The sequence below is a fragment of the Erwinia sp. Leaf53 genome, assembly GCF_001422605.1.
Lineage (GTDB): Bacteria > Pseudomonadota > Gammaproteobacteria > Enterobacterales > Enterobacteriaceae > Erwinia.
This window is the reverse complement of record NZ_LMLK01000023.1, coordinates 295,056-316,607: the sequence shown is the minus strand read 5'-3', so window position 1 is coordinate 316,607 and position 21,552 is coordinate 295,056. Positions and strand designations below refer to the sequence as shown.

The 21,552-nt window shown below is 54.4% G+C and carries 22 protein-coding genes and 1 pseudogene; 11 read left to right on the top strand and 12 right to left on the bottom strand.

Features of this window, described 5'->3' with window-relative positions; genetic code table 11:
* The first annotated feature begins 24 nt into the window (after positions 1–24).
* The 3 genes from ASF13_RS24480 (at position 25) to ASF13_RS17650 (ending at position 1,819) form a co-directional block, all read left to right on the top strand.
* Positions 25–231, top strand: coding sequence for a hypothetical protein (locus ASF13_RS24480; RefSeq protein WP_156365615.1), 207 nt, complete (start codon positions 25–27; stop codon positions 229–231).
* On the top strand, positions 224–604 hold the full coding sequence (locus ASF13_RS17655) for a hypothetical protein (protein ID WP_156365614.1): 381 nt from the start codon (positions 224–226) through the stop codon (positions 602–604). The genes ASF13_RS24480 and ASF13_RS17655 overlap by 8 nt, the downstream gene beginning before the upstream one ends.
* A 69-nt stretch (positions 605–673) precedes the next feature.
* Positions 674–1,819, top strand: a complete 1,146-nt coding sequence (locus ASF13_RS17650) for a hypothetical protein (protein WP_156365613.1) — start codon at positions 674–676, stop codon at positions 1,817–1,819.
* Positions 1,820–2,344: 525 nt separating this feature from the next.
* Here the strand turns inward: ASF13_RS17650 and ASF13_RS17645 are convergent.
* Positions 2,345–2,533: a hypothetical protein gene (locus tag ASF13_RS17645; RefSeq protein WP_056239282.1), complete on the bottom strand. Its 189-nt coding sequence runs from the start codon at positions 2,531–2,533 to the stop codon at positions 2,345–2,347.
* Positions 2,534–2,821: 288 nt separating this feature from the next.
* Between ASF13_RS17645 and ASF13_RS17640 the strand changes: the two genes are divergently transcribed.
* On the top strand, positions 2,822–3,370 hold the full coding sequence (locus ASF13_RS17640; RefSeq protein ID WP_056239278.1) for a recombinase family protein: 549 nt from the start codon (positions 2,822–2,824) through the stop codon (positions 3,368–3,370).
* Positions 3,371–3,506: 136 nt separating this feature from the next.
* Here ASF13_RS17640 and ASF13_RS23750 read toward each other — a convergent pair whose 3' ends face one another.
* Together ASF13_RS23750 and ASF13_RS23745 are read right to left on the bottom strand one after the other, a co-directional pair.
* Entirely contained in the window at positions 3,507–5,780 is a 2,274-nt protein-coding gene (locus ASF13_RS23750; protein WP_072166424.1) for a pentapeptide repeat-containing protein, read from the bottom strand.
* 1 nt (position 5,781) lies between these two features.
* Positions 5,782–6,495: an NYN domain-containing protein gene (locus ASF13_RS23745; protein ID WP_072166423.1), complete on the bottom strand. Its 714-nt coding sequence runs from the start codon at positions 6,493–6,495 to the stop codon at positions 5,782–5,784.
* 788 nt (positions 6,496–7,283) lie between these two features.
* On the opposite strand from ASF13_RS23745, the gene vapB reads away from it, so the two are divergent.
* Positions 7,284–7,544: a type II toxin-antitoxin system VapB family antitoxin gene (vapB, locus tag ASF13_RS17635; protein ID WP_056239276.1), complete on the top strand. Its 261-nt coding sequence runs from the start codon at positions 7,284–7,286 to the stop codon at positions 7,542–7,544.
* Here the strand turns inward: vapB and ASF13_RS17630 are convergent.
* Together ASF13_RS17630 and hprR are read right to left on the bottom strand one after the other, a co-directional pair.
* Entirely contained in the window at positions 7,541–8,926 is a 1,386-nt protein-coding gene (locus ASF13_RS17630) for a heavy metal sensor histidine kinase (protein ID WP_056239274.1), read from the bottom strand. The two genes, vapB and ASF13_RS17630, sit on opposite strands and share 4 nt — an antisense overlap.
* Before the next feature lies 1 nt (position 8,927).
* The gene (gene hprR, locus ASF13_RS17625) at positions 8,928–9,599 is read right to left on the bottom strand and encodes a response regulator transcription factor HprR (protein ID WP_056239272.1); all 672 of its coding nucleotides are present in this window, start codon (positions 9,597–9,599) and stop codon (positions 8,928–8,930) included.
* 132 nt (positions 9,600–9,731) lie between these two features.
* On the opposite strand from hprR, the gene uraH reads away from it, so the two are divergent.
* Entirely contained in the window at positions 9,732–10,148 is a 417-nt protein-coding gene (gene uraH, locus ASF13_RS17620) for a hydroxyisourate hydrolase (protein ID WP_056239271.1), read from the top strand.
* Positions 10,149–11,265: 1,117 nt separating this feature from the next.
* Here the strand turns inward: uraH and ASF13_RS25395 are convergent.
* From ASF13_RS25395 to ASF13_RS17585, 7 genes and pseudogenes are all read right to left on the bottom strand, one after another.
* Positions 11,266–11,406: pseudogene (locus ASF13_RS25395) on the bottom strand (VWA domain-containing protein); the annotation flags it as partial.
* A gap of 223 nt (positions 11,407–11,629) precedes the next feature.
* Positions 11,630–12,205 carry a TerD family protein gene (locus tag ASF13_RS17610; protein WP_056239266.1) on the bottom strand — a complete coding sequence of 192 codons (576 nt, stop codon included), beginning with the start codon at positions 12,203–12,205 and terminating at the stop codon, positions 11,630–11,632.
* Between the two features lie 65 nt (positions 12,206–12,270).
* Positions 12,271–12,849: a TerD family protein gene (locus tag ASF13_RS17605; protein WP_056239263.1), complete on the bottom strand. Its 579-nt coding sequence runs from the start codon at positions 12,847–12,849 to the stop codon at positions 12,271–12,273.
* A 51-nt stretch (positions 12,850–12,900) separates the two neighbouring features.
* Entirely contained in the window at positions 12,901–13,938 is a 1,038-nt protein-coding gene (locus ASF13_RS17600; protein ID WP_056239260.1) for a TerC/Alx family metal homeostasis membrane protein, read from the bottom strand.
* 25 nt (positions 13,939–13,963) lie between these two features.
* Positions 13,964–14,419, bottom strand: a complete 456-nt coding sequence (locus ASF13_RS17595; protein WP_056239257.1) for a tellurite resistance TerB family protein — start codon at positions 14,417–14,419, stop codon at positions 13,964–13,966.
* Between the two features lie 20 nt (positions 14,420–14,439).
* Positions 14,440–15,636 carry a TerD family protein gene (locus ASF13_RS17590; protein WP_056239253.1) on the bottom strand — a complete coding sequence of 399 codons (1,197 nt, stop codon included), beginning with the start codon at positions 15,634–15,636 and terminating at the stop codon, positions 14,440–14,442.
* On the bottom strand, positions 15,636–16,220 hold the full coding sequence (locus ASF13_RS17585) for a TerD family protein (RefSeq protein ID WP_056239250.1): 585 nt from the start codon (positions 16,218–16,220) through the stop codon (positions 15,636–15,638). Before ASF13_RS17585 ends, ASF13_RS17590 begins: the two co-directional genes overlap by 1 nt.
* Before the next feature lie 320 nt (positions 16,221–16,540).
* Between ASF13_RS17585 and ASF13_RS17580 the strand changes: the two genes are divergently transcribed.
* The 5 genes from ASF13_RS17580 to ASF13_RS17560 are packed head-to-tail and all read left to right on the top strand — an operon-like array spanning position 16,541 to position 21,543.
* Positions 16,541–17,599 carry an ATP-grasp domain-containing protein gene (locus ASF13_RS17580; RefSeq protein ID WP_056239248.1) on the top strand — a complete coding sequence of 353 codons (1,059 nt, stop codon included), beginning with the start codon at positions 16,541–16,543 and terminating at the stop codon, positions 17,597–17,599.
* A 10-nt stretch (positions 17,600–17,609) separates the two neighbouring features.
* Positions 17,610–18,737 carry a phosphoribosyltransferase domain-containing protein gene (locus ASF13_RS17575; protein WP_056239247.1) on the top strand — a complete coding sequence of 376 codons (1,128 nt, stop codon included), beginning with the start codon at positions 17,610–17,612 and terminating at the stop codon, positions 18,735–18,737.
* Positions 18,730–19,512, top strand: a complete 783-nt coding sequence (locus tag ASF13_RS17570) for a hypothetical protein (RefSeq protein WP_056239246.1) — start codon at positions 18,730–18,732, stop codon at positions 19,510–19,512. Before ASF13_RS17575 ends, ASF13_RS17570 begins: the two co-directional genes overlap by 8 nt.
* Complete coding sequence (locus ASF13_RS17565) at positions 19,505–20,584, top strand: cysteine protease StiP family protein (protein WP_056239244.1); 1,080 nt, start codon at positions 19,505–19,507, stop codon at positions 20,582–20,584. Before ASF13_RS17570 ends, ASF13_RS17565 begins: the two co-directional genes overlap by 8 nt.
* Complete coding sequence (locus ASF13_RS17560; protein WP_056239241.1) at positions 20,584–21,543, top strand: HpcH/HpaI aldolase/citrate lyase family protein; 960 nt, start codon at positions 20,584–20,586, stop codon at positions 21,541–21,543. The genes ASF13_RS17565 and ASF13_RS17560 overlap by 1 nt, the downstream gene beginning before the upstream one ends.
* The last annotated feature ends 9 nt before the right edge of the window (positions 21,544–21,552 follow it).

Genomic DNA, 21,552 nt, shown 5'->3' with positions numbered 1-21,552 from the left:
TGGTGATATTTATAAGGAATTAGAATGAAAGATCAATATCTGGTTGCAGACGATGCAGCCGCTCATCTCAATATCAGCCGCGCCCGTTTTTTCGACTTTCGCAGATTCATCCCCACTTTTCCCAAACCCATCAAGACACGTGTAAATGGCTCTCGCCCTCGCCTTGTCTGGACACCTGATCAGCTAGATGCCTTCGCGTTATCTTTCTGGGGAGATCGCTCACATGGTTAATCTGACACGAAGCGAAGTAGCCAAGCTTATCCGGGACAGACTGCTAAATGGCAGCACACTGACCCCAAAGCAGTTTGACCGCATATTGCAGAAGCATGGTAATCACGAGCGTAGCCGCGTTCTGGAGCTGTTGCGCTGTAAGTGGGGCATTCCCATCACCATAGACCGGAAAGGCTGTTACAGCATCGCCGAGAGTCATTTACAATGCTTTAGAGATGACCCCGATGATGTTCTATCTGGCTGGAAGGAAGACGCGACAAAGAATCGTGAATATCGCCAGCTTTACCGCTTTGTTGCGACGCTTTCCAATTTAACTGGTATCAGCCGTGGGGCAAAAGGCGAAGTTCTGGCAGCAGTGAAAGCTCGGATTTAAGACAAAGAAAAGCCCGCTTTGCAGAGCGGGCTAGTAACACTTACTAATTGAATGTATTAGAAAAACACTGTGAAATCATACCACTTATCGCCAGAAAAGCCAAAAGCAAAACACGCCTTTAAATCCAATGACAACCACGCCAGCGTATTTGTGCGCAGAGAGGGGCATATCATTACAGCGGAGCATCGGGCATCAATGGGAGCAGGCAAAGCCAAAAGAAAAACCAGCAGACTCCCGCACAGCGCCGCAAAGCTTACAACGTTCAGGAAAAACGCCCGCCTTATCGATCTGAACAAAACACCCGGCACGCCTTATTTCTTCACGCTGAAGCCTTTGAACGATATTGAACCGGGACACCTCAACAAGGTGTTGATAGGGTTAACAAGGCTTCTGAGAACCGCCTGCGCAGAGTATATCTACATACAGGAATGGGCAAAGCATGAGAAGACGCCGCACGTCCACCTTGTCGCCAATATACCTGGAGACACGATTGCAGAGGTGGAAGCATTTGCAGAGAGGGTTATCCGTTATTGGCTAAAGGAAATGCCGAAGAATACCAGCACCAGAATCAAGCAGGACGCCAGACCCGTTTACGATGCAATTGAATTATTTGGCTACATGTCGAAGGGAACACCCGACGAGTTCAACGACAGAGCGATAGCGACAGGCAAAGACTGGTCAGTAATTAACGTTACGGGTCGCTCAAGAGGCTGGGAGGAATCTAAGTTCATCGTTACCGAGGTGAGCCGCGAGATTGGGTTAGAAGTAAAACGAGAGATGAAGCGTGTTTCCAGTTCCAGAGGCGTAAAGCTGAGTAAGCGACCCAAAGGCTGCGACGACGAGACGAAGAGAACCATCTCGGAGGTTTCGCCTTTTACCATATCTGGGTTGTCGCGCACAGAGTCTGCGCGGTTGCTTGCTCAGGTCATTGACAACCAGCTACAGAAAGAACGGCAATTTCTCATAGAGATGCGTGATTTGTATCGCCAAGCACATGAGCGGGGTTCTCAAGAGGTAAAGGGCGAAATAGAACGGCTGTTACTCAACAAAGGCTATGACATGCACCATATGTTCTCTAAATGGGAAGCGCCGCAAATGAACAGGTCTGAACGATACAATGCCGATCCCATTTTCAAACGGGTGTGTAACGCCCTGAAAGTGGTAAAGGCAGCGAGAACAAAGTCTCTGGTTTCTGTTAGTAGTATGAGGGAATGACAGTTATTTGGTTATCGACCAGTAAGAATCATCGATACAAAGTAGTCGCAAGCGGCGGTATTCACCGCCAAAAGCGACATAAGAATAAGTTAAGGCAACAAATGGTCATCAAGCGCAAACGGCGGTTTCACCGCCAAAGTCGCAAAACGTCCACGGTCAATCTAGGCGCTCCGCGCCAACGTTGAGAACGGACGGAAACGGAAAACCAAAGTCCTAGAAAAAAAGCTAACTATCTCGAAGGGCATCCGTAGAGAGAAACTGAATTGAGGGAAAAATACTTACACCTTTTTATTGATTGTCTTTGTTTATCAAAAGTCAAAAATTTGACATTAAAACGTTGGTTCTATAAGAACTGTTTGATCATCACTTGATGTGCAGCGAAAGCACGCCGGAAAAGGCATGAGAGGTTAAAACGTCGTGAAAGCCTTGCAACGTAAGGTCAAAAGAAAACCATTTTTTTATCTGTAAGAACAAACGGAGCAATTTCGCCCCGCTTAGTACTCATAAAAATCACCGCTGGTGGTTTCACCAATCGAAATCAATATCCAGTGGTTCGATCTCAGGTATCGTTTCAGCGGCAAGGGAAGCGGTCAACGCTGCGAGTTCAGGTTCCCAATTTGCCAGTTGCTTTTCGACCTCAGCCATAGACACGGCGAGGTCTCGTTCCAGTTCAGCCAAAAACTCAGCATCCGCCAGAGTGAATCCAGTATTCATATTAAAGTCCTTTTTTTAAGGGCATCCATTGCCCAACTAAATCATTATCCCATATCTGCCGTGCTGTGTCGGTATTTTTCAGCTTTTCCCCCAATGGGGATTTTTGCTAAAAACAACAGGTTATCCTCAGATTGAGAGAAAACCACCAGCAGACCAGAGCCGTTCTAATAAAGCACCCTATTTCACTACACTTAAATTTGGAATAAACCGTAGTGATTTGTCTTGATTTTTATCTGACACATGCGTAGTGTTCAGGCGCTAGGGCAAATCACCACAAAAGGTTTTCGCATGGCTAATATTGGTTACATCCGCGTATCATCCGTCCAGCAGAACACAGAACGCCAGTTAGCTGGTGTTACCCTTGATAAGGTGTTTGAAGAAAAAGCTAGCGGAAAGAATATTGAGCGCGAACAGTTCAAAGCCATGATGGATTATTTACGTGAGGGAGATACTTTACATGTTCACAGCATCGATCGTCTTTGTCGTAAAACTTCTGATTTGCTGGCAACCGTTGAAGAACTTACCAAGCGCGGCGTAATCGTCCAGTTTCACAAAGAGGGTGTTAAAACAGGTAAAGAAAGTGCATTTGGTAACTTTATGTTAACTGTTCTTGCCGGGGTCGCCCAGATGGAGCGTGAATTTATGCTTGAACGCCAGCGAGAAGGCTACGAAGCAGCTAAGCAAGCTGGACGTCTTACTGGGAGAGGAAAAAGCTCAACTATAGATCGTAGAGCAGTCATGAACGAAATTTTAGCAGGATTGTCAGTTAGAAAGACCGCCGAGAAATTTAGAATAAGCACTCAAACTGTCATGAAAATAAAGAAGGAATTGCGTTAGCTTTTAGTTATTAACATAACAAAATTAAAATTTTGATAAAAAAGAATCACCAGAATAATTTGCAGGCAACTTTTGGAAAAAAATCATAAAAATAAAATTTTATTGTGGGCTGACTCAATGGTCAGCCCTGTACATATCATTTCAATCCAATAATAAATCTTTCGTATGAACCTTGAGCGTTACTTAGATGAGTATTTAATTCATGCAGTGGTCGTCCGAGTTTAAAGCGTCTTTGTTGTCCAGAGCCGCGATTTTCGATTTCTTCAACTACACGAGAATCGATTAGTTCTGGCAGAGTAAAGTCAATAAATGAACGCCCCTTTTCACCTAACTTTATTTTAATCACAGACTCACTAATATGCGTACTCCTCATGAAATAGCGAAGTAATTTTTCCACACTCATTAATTTCTCGTCCATAGACAAAAAACTTATATCGGTTGAAATGTCAGATAAATCATTTAGAGAAGTGATATTTTGTTTTTTAAGATAAGCATCAATCGCTCCTGGCTCCCAAATCTCTATACCTGACTCTTCAATTTTTAATGAGTCAAAAGAACAATCGATGAATTTATTTCCACTTAAAACGGTTGATGAATGGATTCTCATTTGTCCTAAATTACAATCTTCAAAACTGCTATTTTTTATTTTAGTTCCTTCATAACTTCCATGTGAAAAATAACAGTTTTTGAAAAGTACATTGTCAAGCTTACAATCACGCATTGCATCGACACCGAAGACCATATCTGACAACTCGATCCCTTCGGAATTAATATCGCTCAATATCTTTAAAATTATATTCCCGCAATTTTCCTTAGTGTATGAAGCTTGTCCATCAAGTTTATTTACAGAAGAAATAAATCTTGCAATTTCGATTAATTTTTGATCGCAATCACGTTTCAAGTTTCTAATTAATGCAGATAGAGAGTTTTCTGGTAAAACTCCTCTTCGCAGAATGCTTAATGTCTCGGAAGAAGAATCTTTATTCAAAGGACGTATAGAACGAGCTAGTCCATCACCTAAAAAATATTGGCGAAACTCATCATGATCAAACTCCACAGCAAGATTTACATCTGGTGAAGAAATCAATAAAGCATGACCTTTGATTCTCTCCGTGACTTGATATGCTTGTTGAGATGTAAGCCTTTTGGATTCACAAAAATACTCTGTAATTGATTCAAGATGATCGTTCTTAAGATATTCAACACGAGTTTCCCACATATTTACTGCAATAAATGATAGCAGTTCACAATGTTCATCGACGGTTATCAAAGTAGCACCAACATCACCTGAACGGTCAATCCATTTTTCATTAGCTTCTCGCTCAATTATACTTTGAACAAAAAATGCAAAGAAATCAGTACCAGATGAATAAATTTTCTCGATGAATTTATCCAGAGATTCACTTTGCTGAGCAATGTCGACTAATCGCTTGGCTAACACAGGACGAGTTAGCAAGGAATGATCGTGACCTAACCGGTCGGCTACTCTATCGTAAATATTTTTAGCATCTGATAAATTACGATTTTTACAGTAGGCTAAAAACTGCGCCTCCTGCCAACGATTTAATTCAAGCTTTGAAAAACCTACTGAAAAGCTACTTATAGTATCGTATAGCTTTTCTTGTGACCTCAAGTTTTCAAACTCAAAATATGCCTTACGTGCAGCAATCGCTACTGTCCCGGTAGAATCTAACGAGTTAACTAGTATCCCCATTGCTGATAAAGCTTCACCAGAGCTATTCTCAACAAACATTTCTTCAAATCCATCAAAAGCTGGCACGATAACCCCCATTCGTACTAATGCCAAGAAGGAATTGTAATATAAGAATGGGAAACGATATTTATTCTGTAATGCACCTACAGTAATATCATCAAATCGCAAAAAATGTCTACCACCTAAAATAATAGGAACCAGAAGCCAATCCGAAGATCCTTGACTAAATTTTTTCGCTTGTTTTCTCGCGGCTGCATTAATTAAAGATGTTTTACCCTCACCTGCGTCACTGGTGATATACAAAACAGAAGTTTCGAATGAACTTTGTGAGCCTAAATTTTTTAAAACCTCATCAAGAGCATCTTCCACATGAACTGTCTTTTCTTCAGGACTTAAATCTAAAGAGTTTAGTAAATCTGCAGTTGGAGATACATAATTACTATGCTCTGGTATCTGGTCCAAGATACGCGAACTTAGCAAGTCTAATTTCGCTAGTCGCTTAACAATCCATTTACTTGCAGGTATTCTATCTACAGAGTCATTTTCGATAACATAAATATCCCCAAAATCTGAATGGATCCGAATCTCAATCAAATCACTATTAATAGTGAACATTACAACTTGAGAATCATAAATTATTTCGGTTCCGGGATCGGAAAAAGTTGAAATAATCGATTTAAAAGTATCAATTTGCATACTAAATTCCTAATTCTATTAGAGTTGAAGTCCCGACCCTTATTGGTTTAATCTCATTGCTAATTTTAGGATGAACACGGATTATTTTCTTCCCTTTGAGCAATAATGTTCTGATCGGTGGTAAGAAATCATCGTCAGCACTAATTATAAAAATCAAATCATTATTCTTCCCTGAAACATGTATTAGATCACATGTCAGCATCGTATCTACAAGTTTTTGCTCGTGTCTATATACGACAGAGGTACTTGTTGAACAACAATTTTGTACAGTACAACGTCCTTTTTGTAGGATTCTTTTTACAATCGGTAATGGGCAACATGTAGAGTCACAACCTACAACAGCTGGAGTTTCAACTCGAATATTACTGGGTCGTCCTTTTCGACGATATGTATTGAACAACTGATGACTAGGCTCTTCCAATAAAGATACTGCAAGCTCTGCAGTAGTTCTAACAACCGCTGTTTCTCCATTATCTCGGAGTATACGCATTATTGCAGGAAATTCATTTTGGATACTCACCGTTAGTTTCTGTGAAAGAACACTGAGAGTGTCGCCTTCATACCATCCTCCATACAATCTTATTTCACAAGAAACAATATTTTCAAAAATATGAGAAGAAGACTGAGTCAAGGTTTTTTGTACAATATCGAAAACCCCAGAAGTTTTTTGTATGGTACTGAGATTATCATAATCAATAAATATAATAATATTCATGTATAAAACCTAAAGTTTAAAAAATAATTAATTACTATTCCTGTCAAGATAAATTAAATTTCTTTGAATCTTATTACATAAACACTTTATAAACTACCATATAAAAATGATGTCACGTCACGTCACGTCACGCCACGCCACGCCACGCCACGCCACGCCACGCCACGCCACGCCACGCCACGCCACGCCACGCCACGCCACCAATACACCTCTAGACTATGAAGTCAAGGAAATTTATAGTAACAACCTTAATGAAGGTATCGTAGCTTTTTTTACTATATATCATTCTCTAAATGGCACCATACTCAAAGCTGAAAAAATCCTGAATCCTAGTGAGGTTACTATGATTTAGATGGTCAATGGTCTGATCATAGAGTAAAAAACTTCAGCCCCCCTAAAACCAAGGGGCACATTAGGGGGAACGCAAGTAATTACAAAAAAATATATTCAAAAATATCAATTATTTATATACAGATTCGATTCCTGCAGGGACACTTTCCTACAGTTCGCCACCCTCCGTAGTAGTTCGCAATAACCCTTTAAACTCAAGTAGTACCATAAACATCAGTTCGTGCCAGTTCGCAACAGTTCGTTGACAGCCGCACGCTTCAGCGGGTAAAAAACGAGTAAATAAATTTACTCACCGGAATTTTACCCATGCTCACGCTAAAGCAGGTAGACGCAGCCAAGCCCACAGAGAAGTCCTACTGACCTCTTCCCTTCGTTCATTACCGGCGTAAAGTAGGAGGTCCGACCTTTCTTTCTCTGAACAAATGAGGTCATCCGGCATGAAAAAAAACACAGTGTTCAAAAACAACCGCAGTCAGGCGATGCGCCAGACCAAAGCTGTTGCCCTGCCTGATGATATGAAGCAGGTCGATATCGTGGCAACTGTCCGCACGCGTATCATTACGCAAGCAACTGAAAGCTGGGACTCCTGGTTTGACGGCAACGCTGTCACCTCTGATTTCATGATCACCAGGGAACAACCAGCTGACCAGGTCAGACAGACTGGTCCCACCCCCACAGACGATGCTATCCGCGACTAACCCGAACCTTTAGATCTCTCCGCCCTACCTGGCAACCGCACTCTGAACCGATTCTCCCCCTGCTGATGCTCCACCTCAATATCCCCACCATGCAGCTGCACAATTGCACGGGTAATCGCCAGCCCCAGCCCGCTGCCGGGGGTGTGGCGGGCGTTGTCGGCGCGCCAGAAGCGGGTGAAGAGTTTATCGGCGTCCGCGATTGGGTCGCCGCAGTTAGTCACGCTGAGGGTAACGCCGTTATCGTCGCGGTCGCTGTCGATCCGCACGGTTTCCCCTTCAGGCGAGTGGCGGATGGCGTTGGTCAGCAAGTTGGTCAGCGCCCGCTGCAGCAGCAGTTCGTCGGCCAGCACCTCGCCGCTGGCGGTGACCTCCAGGCGGATCTCGCGCTCTTCCGCCAGCGGCGTCAGAAACGCCACCACTCTGTGGGTAAAACGTTGCAGATCGACCGCCATCAGGTTGAGGGCGATGTTGCGGTGATCGGCGCGCGACAGGAACAGGATGTTTTCAATCAGCCGGGTCATCTGCTCCAGCTCTTCTATATTGCTCTCCAGCAGCCCTTCATACTCTTCCGGCGATCGCGGGCGTTGCAGCATCACCTGATTCTGCGCCAGCAGCACGTTGACCGGCGTGCGCAGTTCGTGGGCGAGGTCGTCGGCAAACTGCGTCAGCCGGGTGAAGTCCTCCGCCAGCCGCTGGCGCATCTGGTTAAGCGCGCTTCCCAGCGGCAGCAGTTCGGCAGGCAGACCCTGCAGCGGCAGCGGCGCGGCCAGCCCGCGGCTGTCGGTTTGCGCGGTTTGCTGGCTGAGCTGCGCGATGGCGCGCAGGCTGCGGCGGATCGCCAGCGGGCCGATCGCCGCCGCCAGCAGCACCGCCGCCAGGCAGAACAGCAGGCTGTGCTGGCGATACTGCCGCAGCACCTGCTGACGCTCTTCGGCGATACGCGCCACGGTAATGATCAGCGGACCCTCGGCGTCGCGGCCGGTCAGCGCCAGCGCCGCGGCATCGGTGCCTTTGCCGGTTTGCCACTGGTGTAGCCGCGCAACGGTGGGGGCGACGTCGGCCGGCAGCGCGTCCATCGCCGGCAGCCGCAGGCCGCTGTGGTTAATGTCGACGATCGCCCCCTCCTCCCCGCGCGTGATGCGCAGGATATCCTGCCGCGTGTTCATCATGCGGTTAAAGTAGAGCGGCAGCGTGCGCGCTTCCGCGCCGTCGAGCAGCAGCTGGCGCAGCTGGGCGGCGCGGTTGACCAGCGTCTGGTTATCGCGCCAGACCAGTTCGGCGGCCAGCGAGCGGTAAAGCGAAACGCTGACCAGCCCGCAGGTCAGCGCCACCAGCAGGGTAAAGGCCACGGTCAGTCGAACGGTCAGCGAGGGGCGCAGCATCTCAGCCCTCCCCCACGCTAAGCCGGTAGCCCATGCCGCGCACCGTCTCAATCAGTTTGACCTCACAGGGGTCGTCAATTTTGCGGCGCAGGCGGCGGATCGCCACGTCGACGATGTTAGTTTCACTGTCAAAGTTGATGCCCCACACTTCGCTGGCGATCAGCGTGCGCGGCAGGATTTCGCCGGCGCGGCTGGCGAGAAACCACAGCAGCGCAAACTCCTGCGGCGTCAGGGTAATCGCGGTGCCGGCGCGGCTGGCGCTGTGGCGTAGCGCATCAATCTGCAGGTCGGCGAGGGTCAGCTGGCTGGCCACCTGGCTGTGGCGGCGCAGCTGCGCGCGCACCCGCGCCAGCAGTTCGGCAAATGAGAAGGGTTTGATCAGGTAGTCGTCGGCCCCCAGCTCCAGCCCCTTTACCCGGTCGGCCACCGAATCACGGGCGGTCAGGCACAGCACCGGGGTGGATTTGGCGGTGCGCAGGGTGCGCAGCACCTGCCAGCCGTCCATGCCCGGCAGCATAATATCCAGCACGATCAGCGCGTACTCCTGCTCCAGCGCCAGCTGCAGCCCGTCGCGGCCGTCGGCCACCGCGTCCACCTGGATGCCCGCTTCGCGCAGGCCTTTGACCAGCCACGCCTGAGTGCCGGCGTTATCTTCAATCAGCAAAATTTTCATGGAGGAATTCTGGCAGAGTTCCCGGCGTGCGGCACCGGCTTTTTGCTCAGATGACAGGATTGTCATCAGGCTGTCAGCATGGGCGGCGGCCGGGCATGCGAGGATGGCGGTCACTTACTCAGGAGAACTACGATGAAATACACACTGTTAAGCGCGACCTCCGCGCTGCTGCTGGCCGCTGCCTCCCCGCTGCAGGCCGCCACCCCGGCCGCTAACCTGCTGAGCGTCCACGTGCTGAACGAACAGACCGGCAAACCGGCGGCGGGCGTTACGGTTACGCTGGAGCAGAAACAGGGCAGCGGCTGGAAATCCCTCGCCCGCGACGTCACCGATGAACAGGGCCGTATCAAGGCGCTGATGCCCGACGCGGTGAAGCAGACCGGTACCTATCGCGTGGTGTTCGCCACCGGCGACTATTTCCACGCCCACCAGCAGGAGAGCTTCTTCCCGGAGATCCCGGTGGTGTTCACCATCTCCAGCACCCAGGAGCACTACCACGTGCCGCTGCTGCTCAGCCAGTACGGCTATTCCACCTATCGCGGCAGCTAAGTCCCGGTATCTGTGACCGCTTCCCCCGGCTGAACGGGGGAAGCCAGCCGCGCTGGAGGTAAACCCGGATATCGACGATTGTGGAACCTCTTCAGAACCTGCCTTTTATCTCCACTATCGCGGTGGAAAATCTGCTTATCCACTCAATTTCCTCCGCCAGCTGCCGATAACCCTTGCCTGAGCATCCAACTCCGCTTACTTCACCGCAAAGGGATTTCCTATGACCATCCGTTCCCGCTCTGAACTAAATTTCCGTTACACCGCTGGCGCACTGGCAACGGTAGAGATTAACCTGGACAGCCTGGAGCGCGCTGGCTTCGGGCTGGAGGATATTCTTGCCCCGGCGCTGGCCCGGCTGGCGGCAGAGGATCCGGCTGCGTCCGCAACGGTCTACAGCCAGTCTCTGGCCAGCGTTAATTTCGGCCAGCCGTGCTGGTCGCTGTTTCTCGCCGTCTGCGGCAGCCCTGCGGCGCTGCGCGCGCTGGCCGCTGCGTTTCGCCCGTTGCCTGGGGTTGAGTCCCGTTTCAGCGATGAGATTGCGGTTAAGCGCGCTCAGGCCCGCTATCACCTGCAGGACGGTGCGCTGTGGCTGCCCGCCGACGAGTTCAGCTGGCAACGTTTCGCGCTGAACGACTCAGAGGGAGAAGATGGCGATGCCGTTGAACCCGCAGCCTCAGCGGACTCTGATGATTGTGCTTATGCCGACAGCGATGATGATAAAAGCCATCTGCAGGTGGGTAAGACGAAGACGAAGACGAAGACGAAGACGAAGACGAAGACGAAGACGAAGACGAAGACGAAGACGAAGACGAAGACGAAGACGAAGACGAAGATGAGTCTGAGCCGGACGACAACGGCGCGTCAACAGATACCGCACGCCGCAACGGCCGTAAGGTTCGCCGCCAAATCGCCCGCGCCGATGCCAGCGTGGGTACCATCAGGCAAACCATTGAGGAGCTGTTTGGCCTGCCTGCCGGATCGGTCGCGCTGCGCGGTCCCGATGGTCGCCCGCTGCGTGCCGATGCCACCATCAGGACGTTACGTAACCGCTGGTGGGGTGCTTAACGGCAAGCCTGAAAATCGCCCGGCACAGGCCGGGCGTTGTCGGCGCACCGGCTCAGTAAATCCGGTCGGCCTTCGCCTCGTCCAGCCAGGTCTTGAACTCCTCCAGCAGCAGGTCGTAAAGCCTTTCGTCCGGCAGGCTGGCAACGTCGTCGATGGCGAAGAAGTGGGTGTTATCTATACGCCGGTCTGTGAAGCGAAGTCGTCATCGCCGCGGACCTTACCGGCCGCGTTGAGCAGGAACACGCAGGTGTCGGGTTCACTGCGAAACGCGGCGCCTGCCTCATACTCCAGCCGTAGCGTCAGCGTCGGGCGGCTTAACGGTATGTTCTGACCAGCCTGCAAATCCATCGGGCCATCTCCTCAAAAAAAAGCTAAAAAAAACCCCGGACCGGCCGGGGTTTGCTGCTGCGGGGTGATTAGATGTTAACACCGTGCTGGGAAGCCAGCGCGGAGAGGCCACCGGCGAAGCCCTGGCCGACCGCTTTAAACTTCCACTCTGCGCCGTGACGGTACAGCTCACCGAATACCATCGCGGTTTCGGTTGAGGCATCTTCAGACAGGTCGAAACGGGCGATTTCGCCGCCGTTGTCGTTGTTGAAAATGCGCATGTAGCTGTTGCTGACCATGCCGAAGTTCTGCTTACGCGCTTCCGCATCGTAAATGGTGACCGCGAACACCAGCTTTTTCACCTCTGCCGGCACCTGAGACAGGGTAATTTTAACCTGCTCATCGTCGCCGTCGCCTTCACCGGTGCGGTTGTCGCCCTGGTGCTCAACGGAGCCACAGGCGCTGGTTTTGTTGTTGAAGAAGATAAAGCTGCTGTCGCTCAGCACTTTACCGTCGTCGCCGACCATAAATACGGAGGCATCAAGGTCAAATGCCTGACCGTCGGTGACGCGTGAATCCCATCCCAGACCCGCCATGGCAACGTTCATGGTTGGTGCTTCTTTAGTCAGGGATACGTTACCGCCTTTTACCAGAGAAACTGCCATTTTAAAGCTCCTGCATATGAGTGGTGGAGACGGGCGACGCGTGGCCGCCCGCGATGAGCATTAGATTAGGATGCGTTGATGCCGTACTGCGCGCAGACGGACGCCAGACCACCGGCATACCCCTGGCCGACCGCACGGAATTTCCACTCCGCGCCGTGGCGATAGAGTTCACCGAACAGCATTGCGGTCTCGGTAGAGGCATCTTCGGTCAGGTCGTAGCGCGCCACTTCCGTCTTGTCATCATCGTTAACCAGACGGATAAAGGCGCCGGAGACCTGGCCAAAGCTCTGACGACGGGTCTGCGCGTCGTGGATGGTGACAACGAAGACCACTTTGTCGACGTCGGCCGGGATCAGGTCGAGCTTAATTTTCAGCGATTCATCATCACCGTCGCCCTCACCGGTGCGGTTGTCGCCGGTATGCGAAACGGAACCGTCTTTTGAGGTCAGGTTGTTGTAAAAGATAAAGTCAGTGTCACCGCGCACTTTTCCGCTGGCCGTCAGCAGGAAGGCAGACGCATCCAGGTCAAAGTCCTGACCATCGGTGGAACGTGCATCCCAGCCGAGGCCAACGAGCACGTTCTTCATGGTTGGTGCCGCTTTGCTCAGCGAAACGTTACCGCCTTTAGAAAGAGAAACGCCCATTGTTATTACCTCTTAGTTATCTTTACTCAGATTAGTCGATGGCTACCGCGATCAGTTTCCTGCCTTTTCCTCGGGCTTGCCGGGGAACATCACGCTGATGATGATACCCGCTGCCAGCACGCCAAGGACGACAAACAGGCTTGCCGTGGCCGAAATACTGTAACCGTGGTGCCAGATGTGATCGGTTGCGTTGAGGCCCAGCTTCACCGCGATAAAGAACAGCAGCACGATAACCGCTTTCTCCAGGTGAACCAGATACTGCTTCAGGGCTTCCAGTACAAAGTACAGCGTACGCAGGCCGAGGATAGCAAACATCATGGCGCTGTACACAATCAACGGCTCGCGGCTGACGGCGATAATCGCCGGTACGGAGTCGAAGGCGAACATCACGTCCGAGAGTTCAACCACCGCCACACACAGGAACAGCGGGGTGGCATAGAACGCCGCTTTGCCGCCGCGGCCGATGGTCACGTCTTTGTTTTCCGGCTTTTTCAGCTCCTCATCCACTTCATGCTGCTTCAACAGGAACGCGTTGCCGCGCAGCTTCGGCCAGATCGGGAAGAACCGTTTCACCATGCGGTACGCCAGGTGCTGAGAGTAATCTTCGATCTCGTCGCTGTCATCGCCGCTTTTCAGCATCATCACCGCGGTCCACGCCACGATCAGCGCGAAGACGATTTCAACGTACGGGCCGAGGCTCAGTAAGCCGGTACCGATGGCAACGAAAATGCCCCTGAAGACGATCGCGCCGATAATGCCCCAGTAGAGCACGCGGTGACGATAGCGGTCCGGTACGGCAAACCACGAGAAGATCGCCATCATCACGAACAGGTTGTCGACCGAGAGGACTTTCTCCAACGCATAGCCGGTAACGAACAGGCTGGCGACTTCAGCACCGTGGTGGATGTAGAGGAAGCCGGCGAAACCCATGGCGACCGCCACCCAGAACAGCGACCACAGCGCCGCGCTTTTCAGCGAGATGGGCTTATCGCCCCGGTGCATAAACAGGTCAATCAAAATAGCGCCGACGGAGAGGGCGATAAACACAATCACCGTTTCAGTCGGGAAGCCGATATGCGTGGAAACCATAGAAAATCCTTAGAGAAAAACGACGTTACAGACCGAAAATGGTCGGATCAAAGCCCAGCGCGACGGCAATTTCGCGCACGGCATTTTGTTCATCAGCATCAAAGTTGCCGTCACTTTTACCCACGGCGATACCGACGCGGATCGCCAGCTGGGCGGCTTCAGGCTGGTCTTTCAGCGCGAGAATGTATTTCATGGTCTCGCCCTTACCCACTTCAATGTCGAAATCGAAGCTGGTCACCAGCTTGTTGAAGAATTCGATCACTTCCGTGGTGTCAAACACCTTCAGCTCTTCGGAGTTGCGTAAAAAGCCGATCATTTTCTGCTTCTCATCGGCGCTGACGCCGTCAGAGGCCACCGCGATACGGGCGCAGACGGCGACGGTACCCTGCATAAACTTCTTGTTTTTGAAGCGGCTAACCTGTTTAGTCAGCTCTTCGCGGCCGGAGTTAAATGCCCCTTTAACCTTGTTTAAAAAACTCATGTTTAATCCTCTGTCAGTATTTATTTGGAACCCGCGCGCCAGTTGAATCCCCAGCCGAACGCGTTGTCCATATCAGAATGGCCGCTAAAGAACTGGTTGATACGCTCAACCCGGATGCTGCCGTTATCGTTGACCAGCCGGGCAATCGCGCACATGTTGCGGCGGTTTTGCCCCTCGGTGAGACGGGTTTCAATCGGCGGCTGGTCGGGAACGTGCAGCGTGACCACGCCGTCGGTTTTGTCCCAGCTGGCCGCGCCTTCATAGATAAAGGCGAAAATCAGCACCTCACGGATGTTTTTCCACTCGCGGCCGTTAACGTGCAGCCACTCACCGCTGCTGACGTCGCCGGTGCGATCGTCGCCCTGCAGCTGAACGTAAGGTTCCTGCTGCAGTGAACCAAAATTGCCGCCCAGCGCCTGGATCACGCATTTGTAACCGTCATCCAGCTCAACGAAGGCACCAAGGTCAAGATCCACGCCCTTGTTACCGCCAAACATGCCGCGCAGGCCGCCGCCCGAGGTGGTGTCGCGGTGCCAGTTGAGGTTGATGCGGATTTCGCCAAAGTTATCCCGCTTGGTCAGGCTGATCGACGGTTTTTCCTTGGTCAGCGAAACCTTGCTCAGGCTGATTTTAGCGGCCGGTGGCGCGGCAGGAGCCGGGGCTGGCGCAGCCGCTGGCGTCGGGGCAGACGCTGGCGTCGGGGCAGGCGCTGGCGCCGGCGCGTCCGAGATATCTACGCCAAAATGCTCGGCCAGCGGCTTCAGGCCGCCGTTAAAGCCCTGGGCGATAAAGCGGAACTTCCATTCGTTATTACGGCGGTAAAACTCGCCGAGGATCAGCGCGGCTTCCTGACGGCCGTGCAGCTCAACGTTGCCGCTCAGCAACAGCGTGCCAGCCTGTTCAATATGGATCGCCAGCCGCTGCAGCCCGGCCACGGTCTGGTTGCCGTCACAGGTGACGGTAAAGGCGATCTTCTGCACGTCCGCCTGCAGGCGGTTGAGGTCAACGGTAAACGCCGTGTTATTCCCCGCGCTGCTCAGGCTGACGGTCTGGTCATCATTTTTTGGCTGACCGTAGAACACCATATCCGCGTCGCCGTTGACCTTGCCGCTGGCATACAGGCGGAAGGCCGAGGCGTCAACCGCGGCACCGGCGAGCACGCGAACGGTCAGCTGCGCGGCAGGAACGGCGGCATTGCTGCCCGGAGTCATGGTCATTAGCGCACCACCGTGGCGAGGATATCGCTCTGCATCGCATCGATGGTTTTGCCGCTGCTCGCCTGGCCATGGGCGGTGAAGTCCCACTGGCCGCCGTTGCGGCGCAGCGAGGCGATCACAATACCGGTATGGCTGCCCTGCTCGTTCAGCTGATAGCGGGCCAGCTCTTTACCGTTCTGATCGACCACGCGGCAGAAGGCATTTTCCACTTCGTTAAAGGTCTGGCCGCGGAAGCTGTTGACGGTGAAGGCGAGGTACTCGACCTGCGCCGGCAGCCGCGTCAGGTCGACGTTAATCACTTCGTCATCGCCATCGCCTTCGCCGGTGCGGTTATCGCCGCTGTGCACCACCGATCCACAGGAGGAGTCGAGGTCGCGGAACCACACCGTATCAATTTTGTGCCCGGAGGCGTCGAGCAGGATGCAGCTGGCATCAAGGTCGATGGCATCGTTACCGCCGCCAAACAGCTTGCCCATCAGACCTTTCTTTTTGATCGGATCCCAGCCCAGGCCGAAATGCAGTTTGTTCAGCGCGGAAGAGTGCTTACTCAGTGAAACCGTCTGGTTCTTGCTTAATGAAACCATGTCATCATTCCTTCAAAAGGGGTTTGAAAAGGCAATGGTGTTCACCACCCTGCTCCATAAGTCAAAAATCATATCATGATGCCCATTTCTCACAAGAATAATTTTTTACCATTGCAGAGAAATTTTATTTATATATTATAAACAATAAGTTAATAACTTATGCGAATGAGTAACGACGCCCGGTAAATGACATTACTTTACATTAAAATGTCTATATTTACCCAACCAGTCTTTCATCATATTATGATTGACAGCATTTTGACGGCTTACTACACTGCTACCCCATTCCCATCCGCAAACCCTCAGCACGGAACCGACTAATGACGCGTAAAATTTGGCTTATGGAAGGATTATCCTCCCAGCGGGATATCATTCAGGGCATCCAGGCGGGTGCCGGGCAGTACCCGCATCCGGTATCCGTTTATGCCTCGCACCGCCATCAGCGTCATGAGATCCTCTCGCTGGCCGATTATGCGCTGAGCGAACCGGCAGACGATGAAGAGCGTCTGGCCTTTATCCTGCACACCGTGCGCAGTCACGGCATTGAGGCGATTCATACCGGCCGCAACGTGCGCTGGTTTGCCGCACGACGCGAGGCGATCGAAGCCAGCGGTGCCCGCCTGACCACCGGCGCGGTGAGCGATGAGTGGCTGGCGCTGGCGGATGATAAGGTCGCCTTTGCCCGCCATATGGAGAGCCTGAATCTGCCGGTGGTGCCCTCGCTGCGCGCCGACTCCGCCAGCCAGCTGCGCGAGCTGATCGCCAGCCGTCCGTTTGACGGCCTGCCGCTGTGCGTAAAACCGGTACAGGGTATTTATGGCATGGGATTCTGGCGATTTGATGACGGTGCGTCGCCGATGGCGGCTTTCAGCCAGCCGGATTCGCGCCGGGTGCAGACCGCCACCTACCTGCAGGCGCTGGAAGCGGCGCCGGAGAGCGAGCCGCTGGTGCTGATGCCGTGGCTGCCGGGGCCGGAGTACTCGGTCGATATGCTGGTGGAGCGCGGAACGGTGCTGGCCGCCGTGGCGCGGCGCAAAGAGGGCGCGCTGCAGCATCTGGAGAACAGCGGCGCGGCCTTCGAGCTGGCGCAGGCCTGCGCGGCGGCGATGCAGGCGGACGGTCTGGTCAACGTACAGACCCGCAACGACCACAGCGGCAATCCGCTGCTGCTGGAAATTAATATGCGCCCCTCCGGCGGCATCGGCTATACCCGCCTGAGCGGAATCAACCTGCCGGCGCTGTTTGCCCTGCGCCAGTTTGGCCTGCTCAGCCAGCAGCAGGTGATGGATGAGGCCCGCCAGGGTTTCACGCCGGCCACCGTGCGCGCGCTGACCACGGCAGTCACGTACTGCCCGTCCCTGACCAACCGCATTGATTAAGGATAGCTTTATGACATCCCCCTGGAGCCGAACGCTCTCCTGCGGCACGCTCAGCGTTACGCCGACCGGCGGCCACAGTCTGCCGGACGATCTGTTTGAGATCGCCGAACGCCGTAACCCGAAGCGGGCCTTTCTGTTCGTCAGCAAGGTGCTCGGCCGGCATATTCCGGTCCGCCCGCAGACCATGCGCGGCGTCTATCGCCAGCTGGCCGACCGCTTCCCGCCGGTTGCCGATGGCCCGGTGCTGTTTATCGGCATGGCCGAAACCGCCGTCGGGCTGGGTGCCGGGGTGTTTGATGAGCTGCGCGGCCGCTTCAGCGAAGCGATCTATCTGACGTCGACACGCCATCCGCAGCCGGGCGAGCTGCTGTGCGAGTTTAAAGAGGCGCACAGCCACGCCACCGATCATCTGATCTACCTGCCGGCCGACCCCGCGCTGCGCCAGCGCGTGCTGGCCACCCGCACGCTGGTGCTGATCGACGATGAAGCCACCACCGGCAATACCTTTATTAACCTGCTGGAGGCGCTGCAGAAAGAGGGCGGCCTGGATCAGGTTGAGCAGGTCATTGCCGTGACGCTGACCGACTGGAGCGGCGACGCGCTGCCGCAGCGCAGCCCGGTGCCGGTCAGCAGCGTTTCGCTGATCCAGGGCCACTGGGACTGGCAACCGCTGCCGGACGCGCCCCTGCCGGTGATGCCGGCGGTGAACGTCAGCGCCGCCGGCAGCGTAACCATCACTGGCAGGCAGAGCTGGGGCCGTCTGGGGATGACCGCACCGGCCGCCGATCTCGGCCGCCACCTGCAGGCGCAGACGGGCGAGACCATTCTGGTGCTGGGCACCAGCGAGTTTGTCTGGGAACCGTTCCTGCTGGCAGAACGGCTGGCGGCGCAGGGGGCCGAGGTGCGTTACAGCTCCACTACCCGCTCGCCGATCGCCCCCGGCTTCGCCATTGAGTCGGCGATCGCCTTCAGCGATAACTACGGCCAGGGTATTCCTAATTTTGTCTATAACGTGGCGCACCAGCGCTTTGACCGCATTCTGCTGTGCAGCGAGACGCCGGCAGAGAGCATCGATCCGCAGCTCACCGAGGCCCTTAGCCGCGTTGCCGACCGCGTGGAGATCGTCAGCTATGATTAAACCAGTAATTTTTTCCGATCTCGACGACACCCTGTTCCAGACCCGCCGCAAAATGGTCGACGAGCTGGCGCTCGAGCCGTTCCGCACCGGCGCGCTGGATCGCAGCCTGCAGCCGCGCAGTTTTATGACCGAAGAGCAGGCGATGCTGGTGGACTGGATGCTGGAACACGGCGAGCTGATCCCGGTGACCGCGCGCGGAACCGAAGAGATCGCCCGCGTGAAGATCCCGTTTCACTCCTGGGCTGTCGCCACCCACGGCGCGGTGATCCTTAACCCGCAGGGTGAGGAGGACGCCGGCTGGCGCGCGCAGATGCTGGAGCAGCTGCGCCCCTATCGCGACGAACTGCTGGCCATGCAGCAGACGATTACCGCGCTGATGGCCGAACGCAATATTAACGGCTGGGCGCGGATCAACTACGAGTATGACGACACGCCGGTGTACCTGGTGATGAAGCACCGCGACAGCACGCAGCTGGATGAGCTGTACGCCATCGCCGATGAGATCGACCGGCGCTTCCCGGCGACAAAATATTACCTGCACCGCAACAGCAACAACGTCGCCTGGCTGCCGCTGGTGGTGGAAAAAGGGCTGGCGGTCAGCTACCTGCTGGAAAAGCTGCGCGCCGAGCGCGGGGTATTCCCGGTGATCGGGCTGGGCGACAGCCTGAGCGATCACCGCTTTATGAAGCTGTGCAGCTGGTACGGTTTACCGCGCCAGAGCCAGTTTGCCGAACGTATTAACCAGACTATTTTTGGAGAATCGCCGCATGGCTGAGTCGGGCTCTTTTTCCGGATCGTACCGGGCGCAGGACGTCCATTTTCTGCTGAAGCCGGTAGAGATCGAGATGACGCCGGTCGAACGCAAAGAGCAGCTGATCCAGTCCGGCTCGCGCCACTACTCTGAGATGCTCAGCCAGGAGCCGGAGCCGGGGCGCGAGCATCTGGCGCTGTTTGAACAGGCGCTGGAGCAGGGAGCCGACCGGCTGGCGCGCGAAGTCACGCAACTGGCGCGGGCGCTGGCCGCACAGTATGGCGAAACGCCGGTGGTGCTGGTCAGCCTGGTGCGCGCCGGCGTGCCGCTGGGCGTGATGCTGCACCAGGCGCTGCGCGCGATGGGCCACCCGTCACACCACTACGGCATCAGCATTATCCGCGATCGCGGCATTGACAGCGCGGCGCTGAACTGGATTGAGGCACGTCATGGCACCGCGGGCACGGTGTTTGTCGATGGCTGGACCGGTAAAGGGGCGATCACCGGCGAGTTAATTCGCTCGCTGCGCGGGCGGCCCGGCTATCCGGCGCAGCCGCGGCTGGTGGTGCTGGCCGATCCCTGCGGCCGCGCCTGGCTTTCCGCCAGCGATGACGACTGGCTGATCCCGTTCGGCATTATGGGCGCGCCGGTCTCCGGGCTGATTTCACGCTCGCTGTGGGCCGATGAGGGGCTGCACGGCTGCGTGCTCTGCAGCCATCTGGCGCAGTACGACTGCAGCCAGCGGTTGACCGATCTCGTTGCCGCCCGCGCCGCACCGCTGGCCGGGGAGCCCCTGCCCGCCTGCGTGCAGGACCCGCTAGCACAGCAGCGCCTGGCAGCACGCAGCGACGCCACCATCGCCCTGCTGGCGGCGCGGTATCAGGTCGACAGCGTTAACCGTATCAAGCCGGGCATCGCCGAAGCTACCCGTGCCGTTTTGCGCCGGGTACCCGATCACGTGTTAGTGCGCTCGCTGGACGACGCGGACGTAGCGCTGCTGGTATCGCTGGCGCGGGAAAAGGGGCTGACCATTACCGTCGCCGGTGACGATATCGGTCAGTATCGTGCTGTGACTATCATCAAAAAGGTGCTGTGATGACGCCACGTCTCTCCCCCTGGCAGCTGGGGGCCACGCTGTATATGCCCGCCGTACGCGATGATATTGCGGACGTTATTCTGCATAACAAAATCCCCGGCCTGCGTTCGCTGGTGATCTGTCTTGAAGACGCCATCGGCGAGGACGATCTGCCGCAGGCGCTGCACAACCTGCAGCAGGTGCTGAACAGCCTCAACGCGGCGCGCCAGTCCGCCGGCGGCGCGCACTGGCCGCTGGTGTTTATCCGCCCGCGCCACAGTGAGATGGGCGCGTGGCTGGTGGAAAACTGCGATCTGGCCGCGGTAGACGGGCTGGTGCTGCCGAAATTTACCCGCGATTCGCTGCCGGTCTGGTGGCAGATCCTCGAGCACAGCCACCTCAGCCTGATGCCAACCCTGGAGACGGAAGAGGTGTTTGACGTGCTGCAGATGCGCGAGCTGGCAGAGACGCTGCAGCAGCATCCCGTAAGGTCGCGTATCCTGGCGCTGCGCATCGGTGGCAACGACCTGATGAACATTCTTGCGCTGCGCCGTTCGCGCCACTACACGCTGTACGACAGCCCGATGGGTTACACCATTCAGATGCTGATCGCCGTGTTCGGCTCGCGGGACTTCGCGCTGACCGCACCGGTCTGTGAGCATATTGACGACCGGCAGATTATGGACAGCGAACTGGCGCTGGATATCGCCCACGGGCTGGTGGGTAAAACCGCCATCCACCCCAGCCAGATCGCCATTATTGAGCAGGCGCTGATGGTGTCGGCCAGCGATCATGAGGATGCGTTACGTATTCTTAACTCCAGCCAGGCGGTGTTTAAGTCGCAGGGTGCGATGTGTGAACCGGCAACGCACCGGCGCTGGGCGGCGGCGATCCTCGCCAGGGCGCAGGTGTACGGCATCGCGCCGGAAGCGGGCCAGCCGCTGCGCCGTTTTTCCGCCGGTTATTTACCTGAGATTTAAGAAATTACT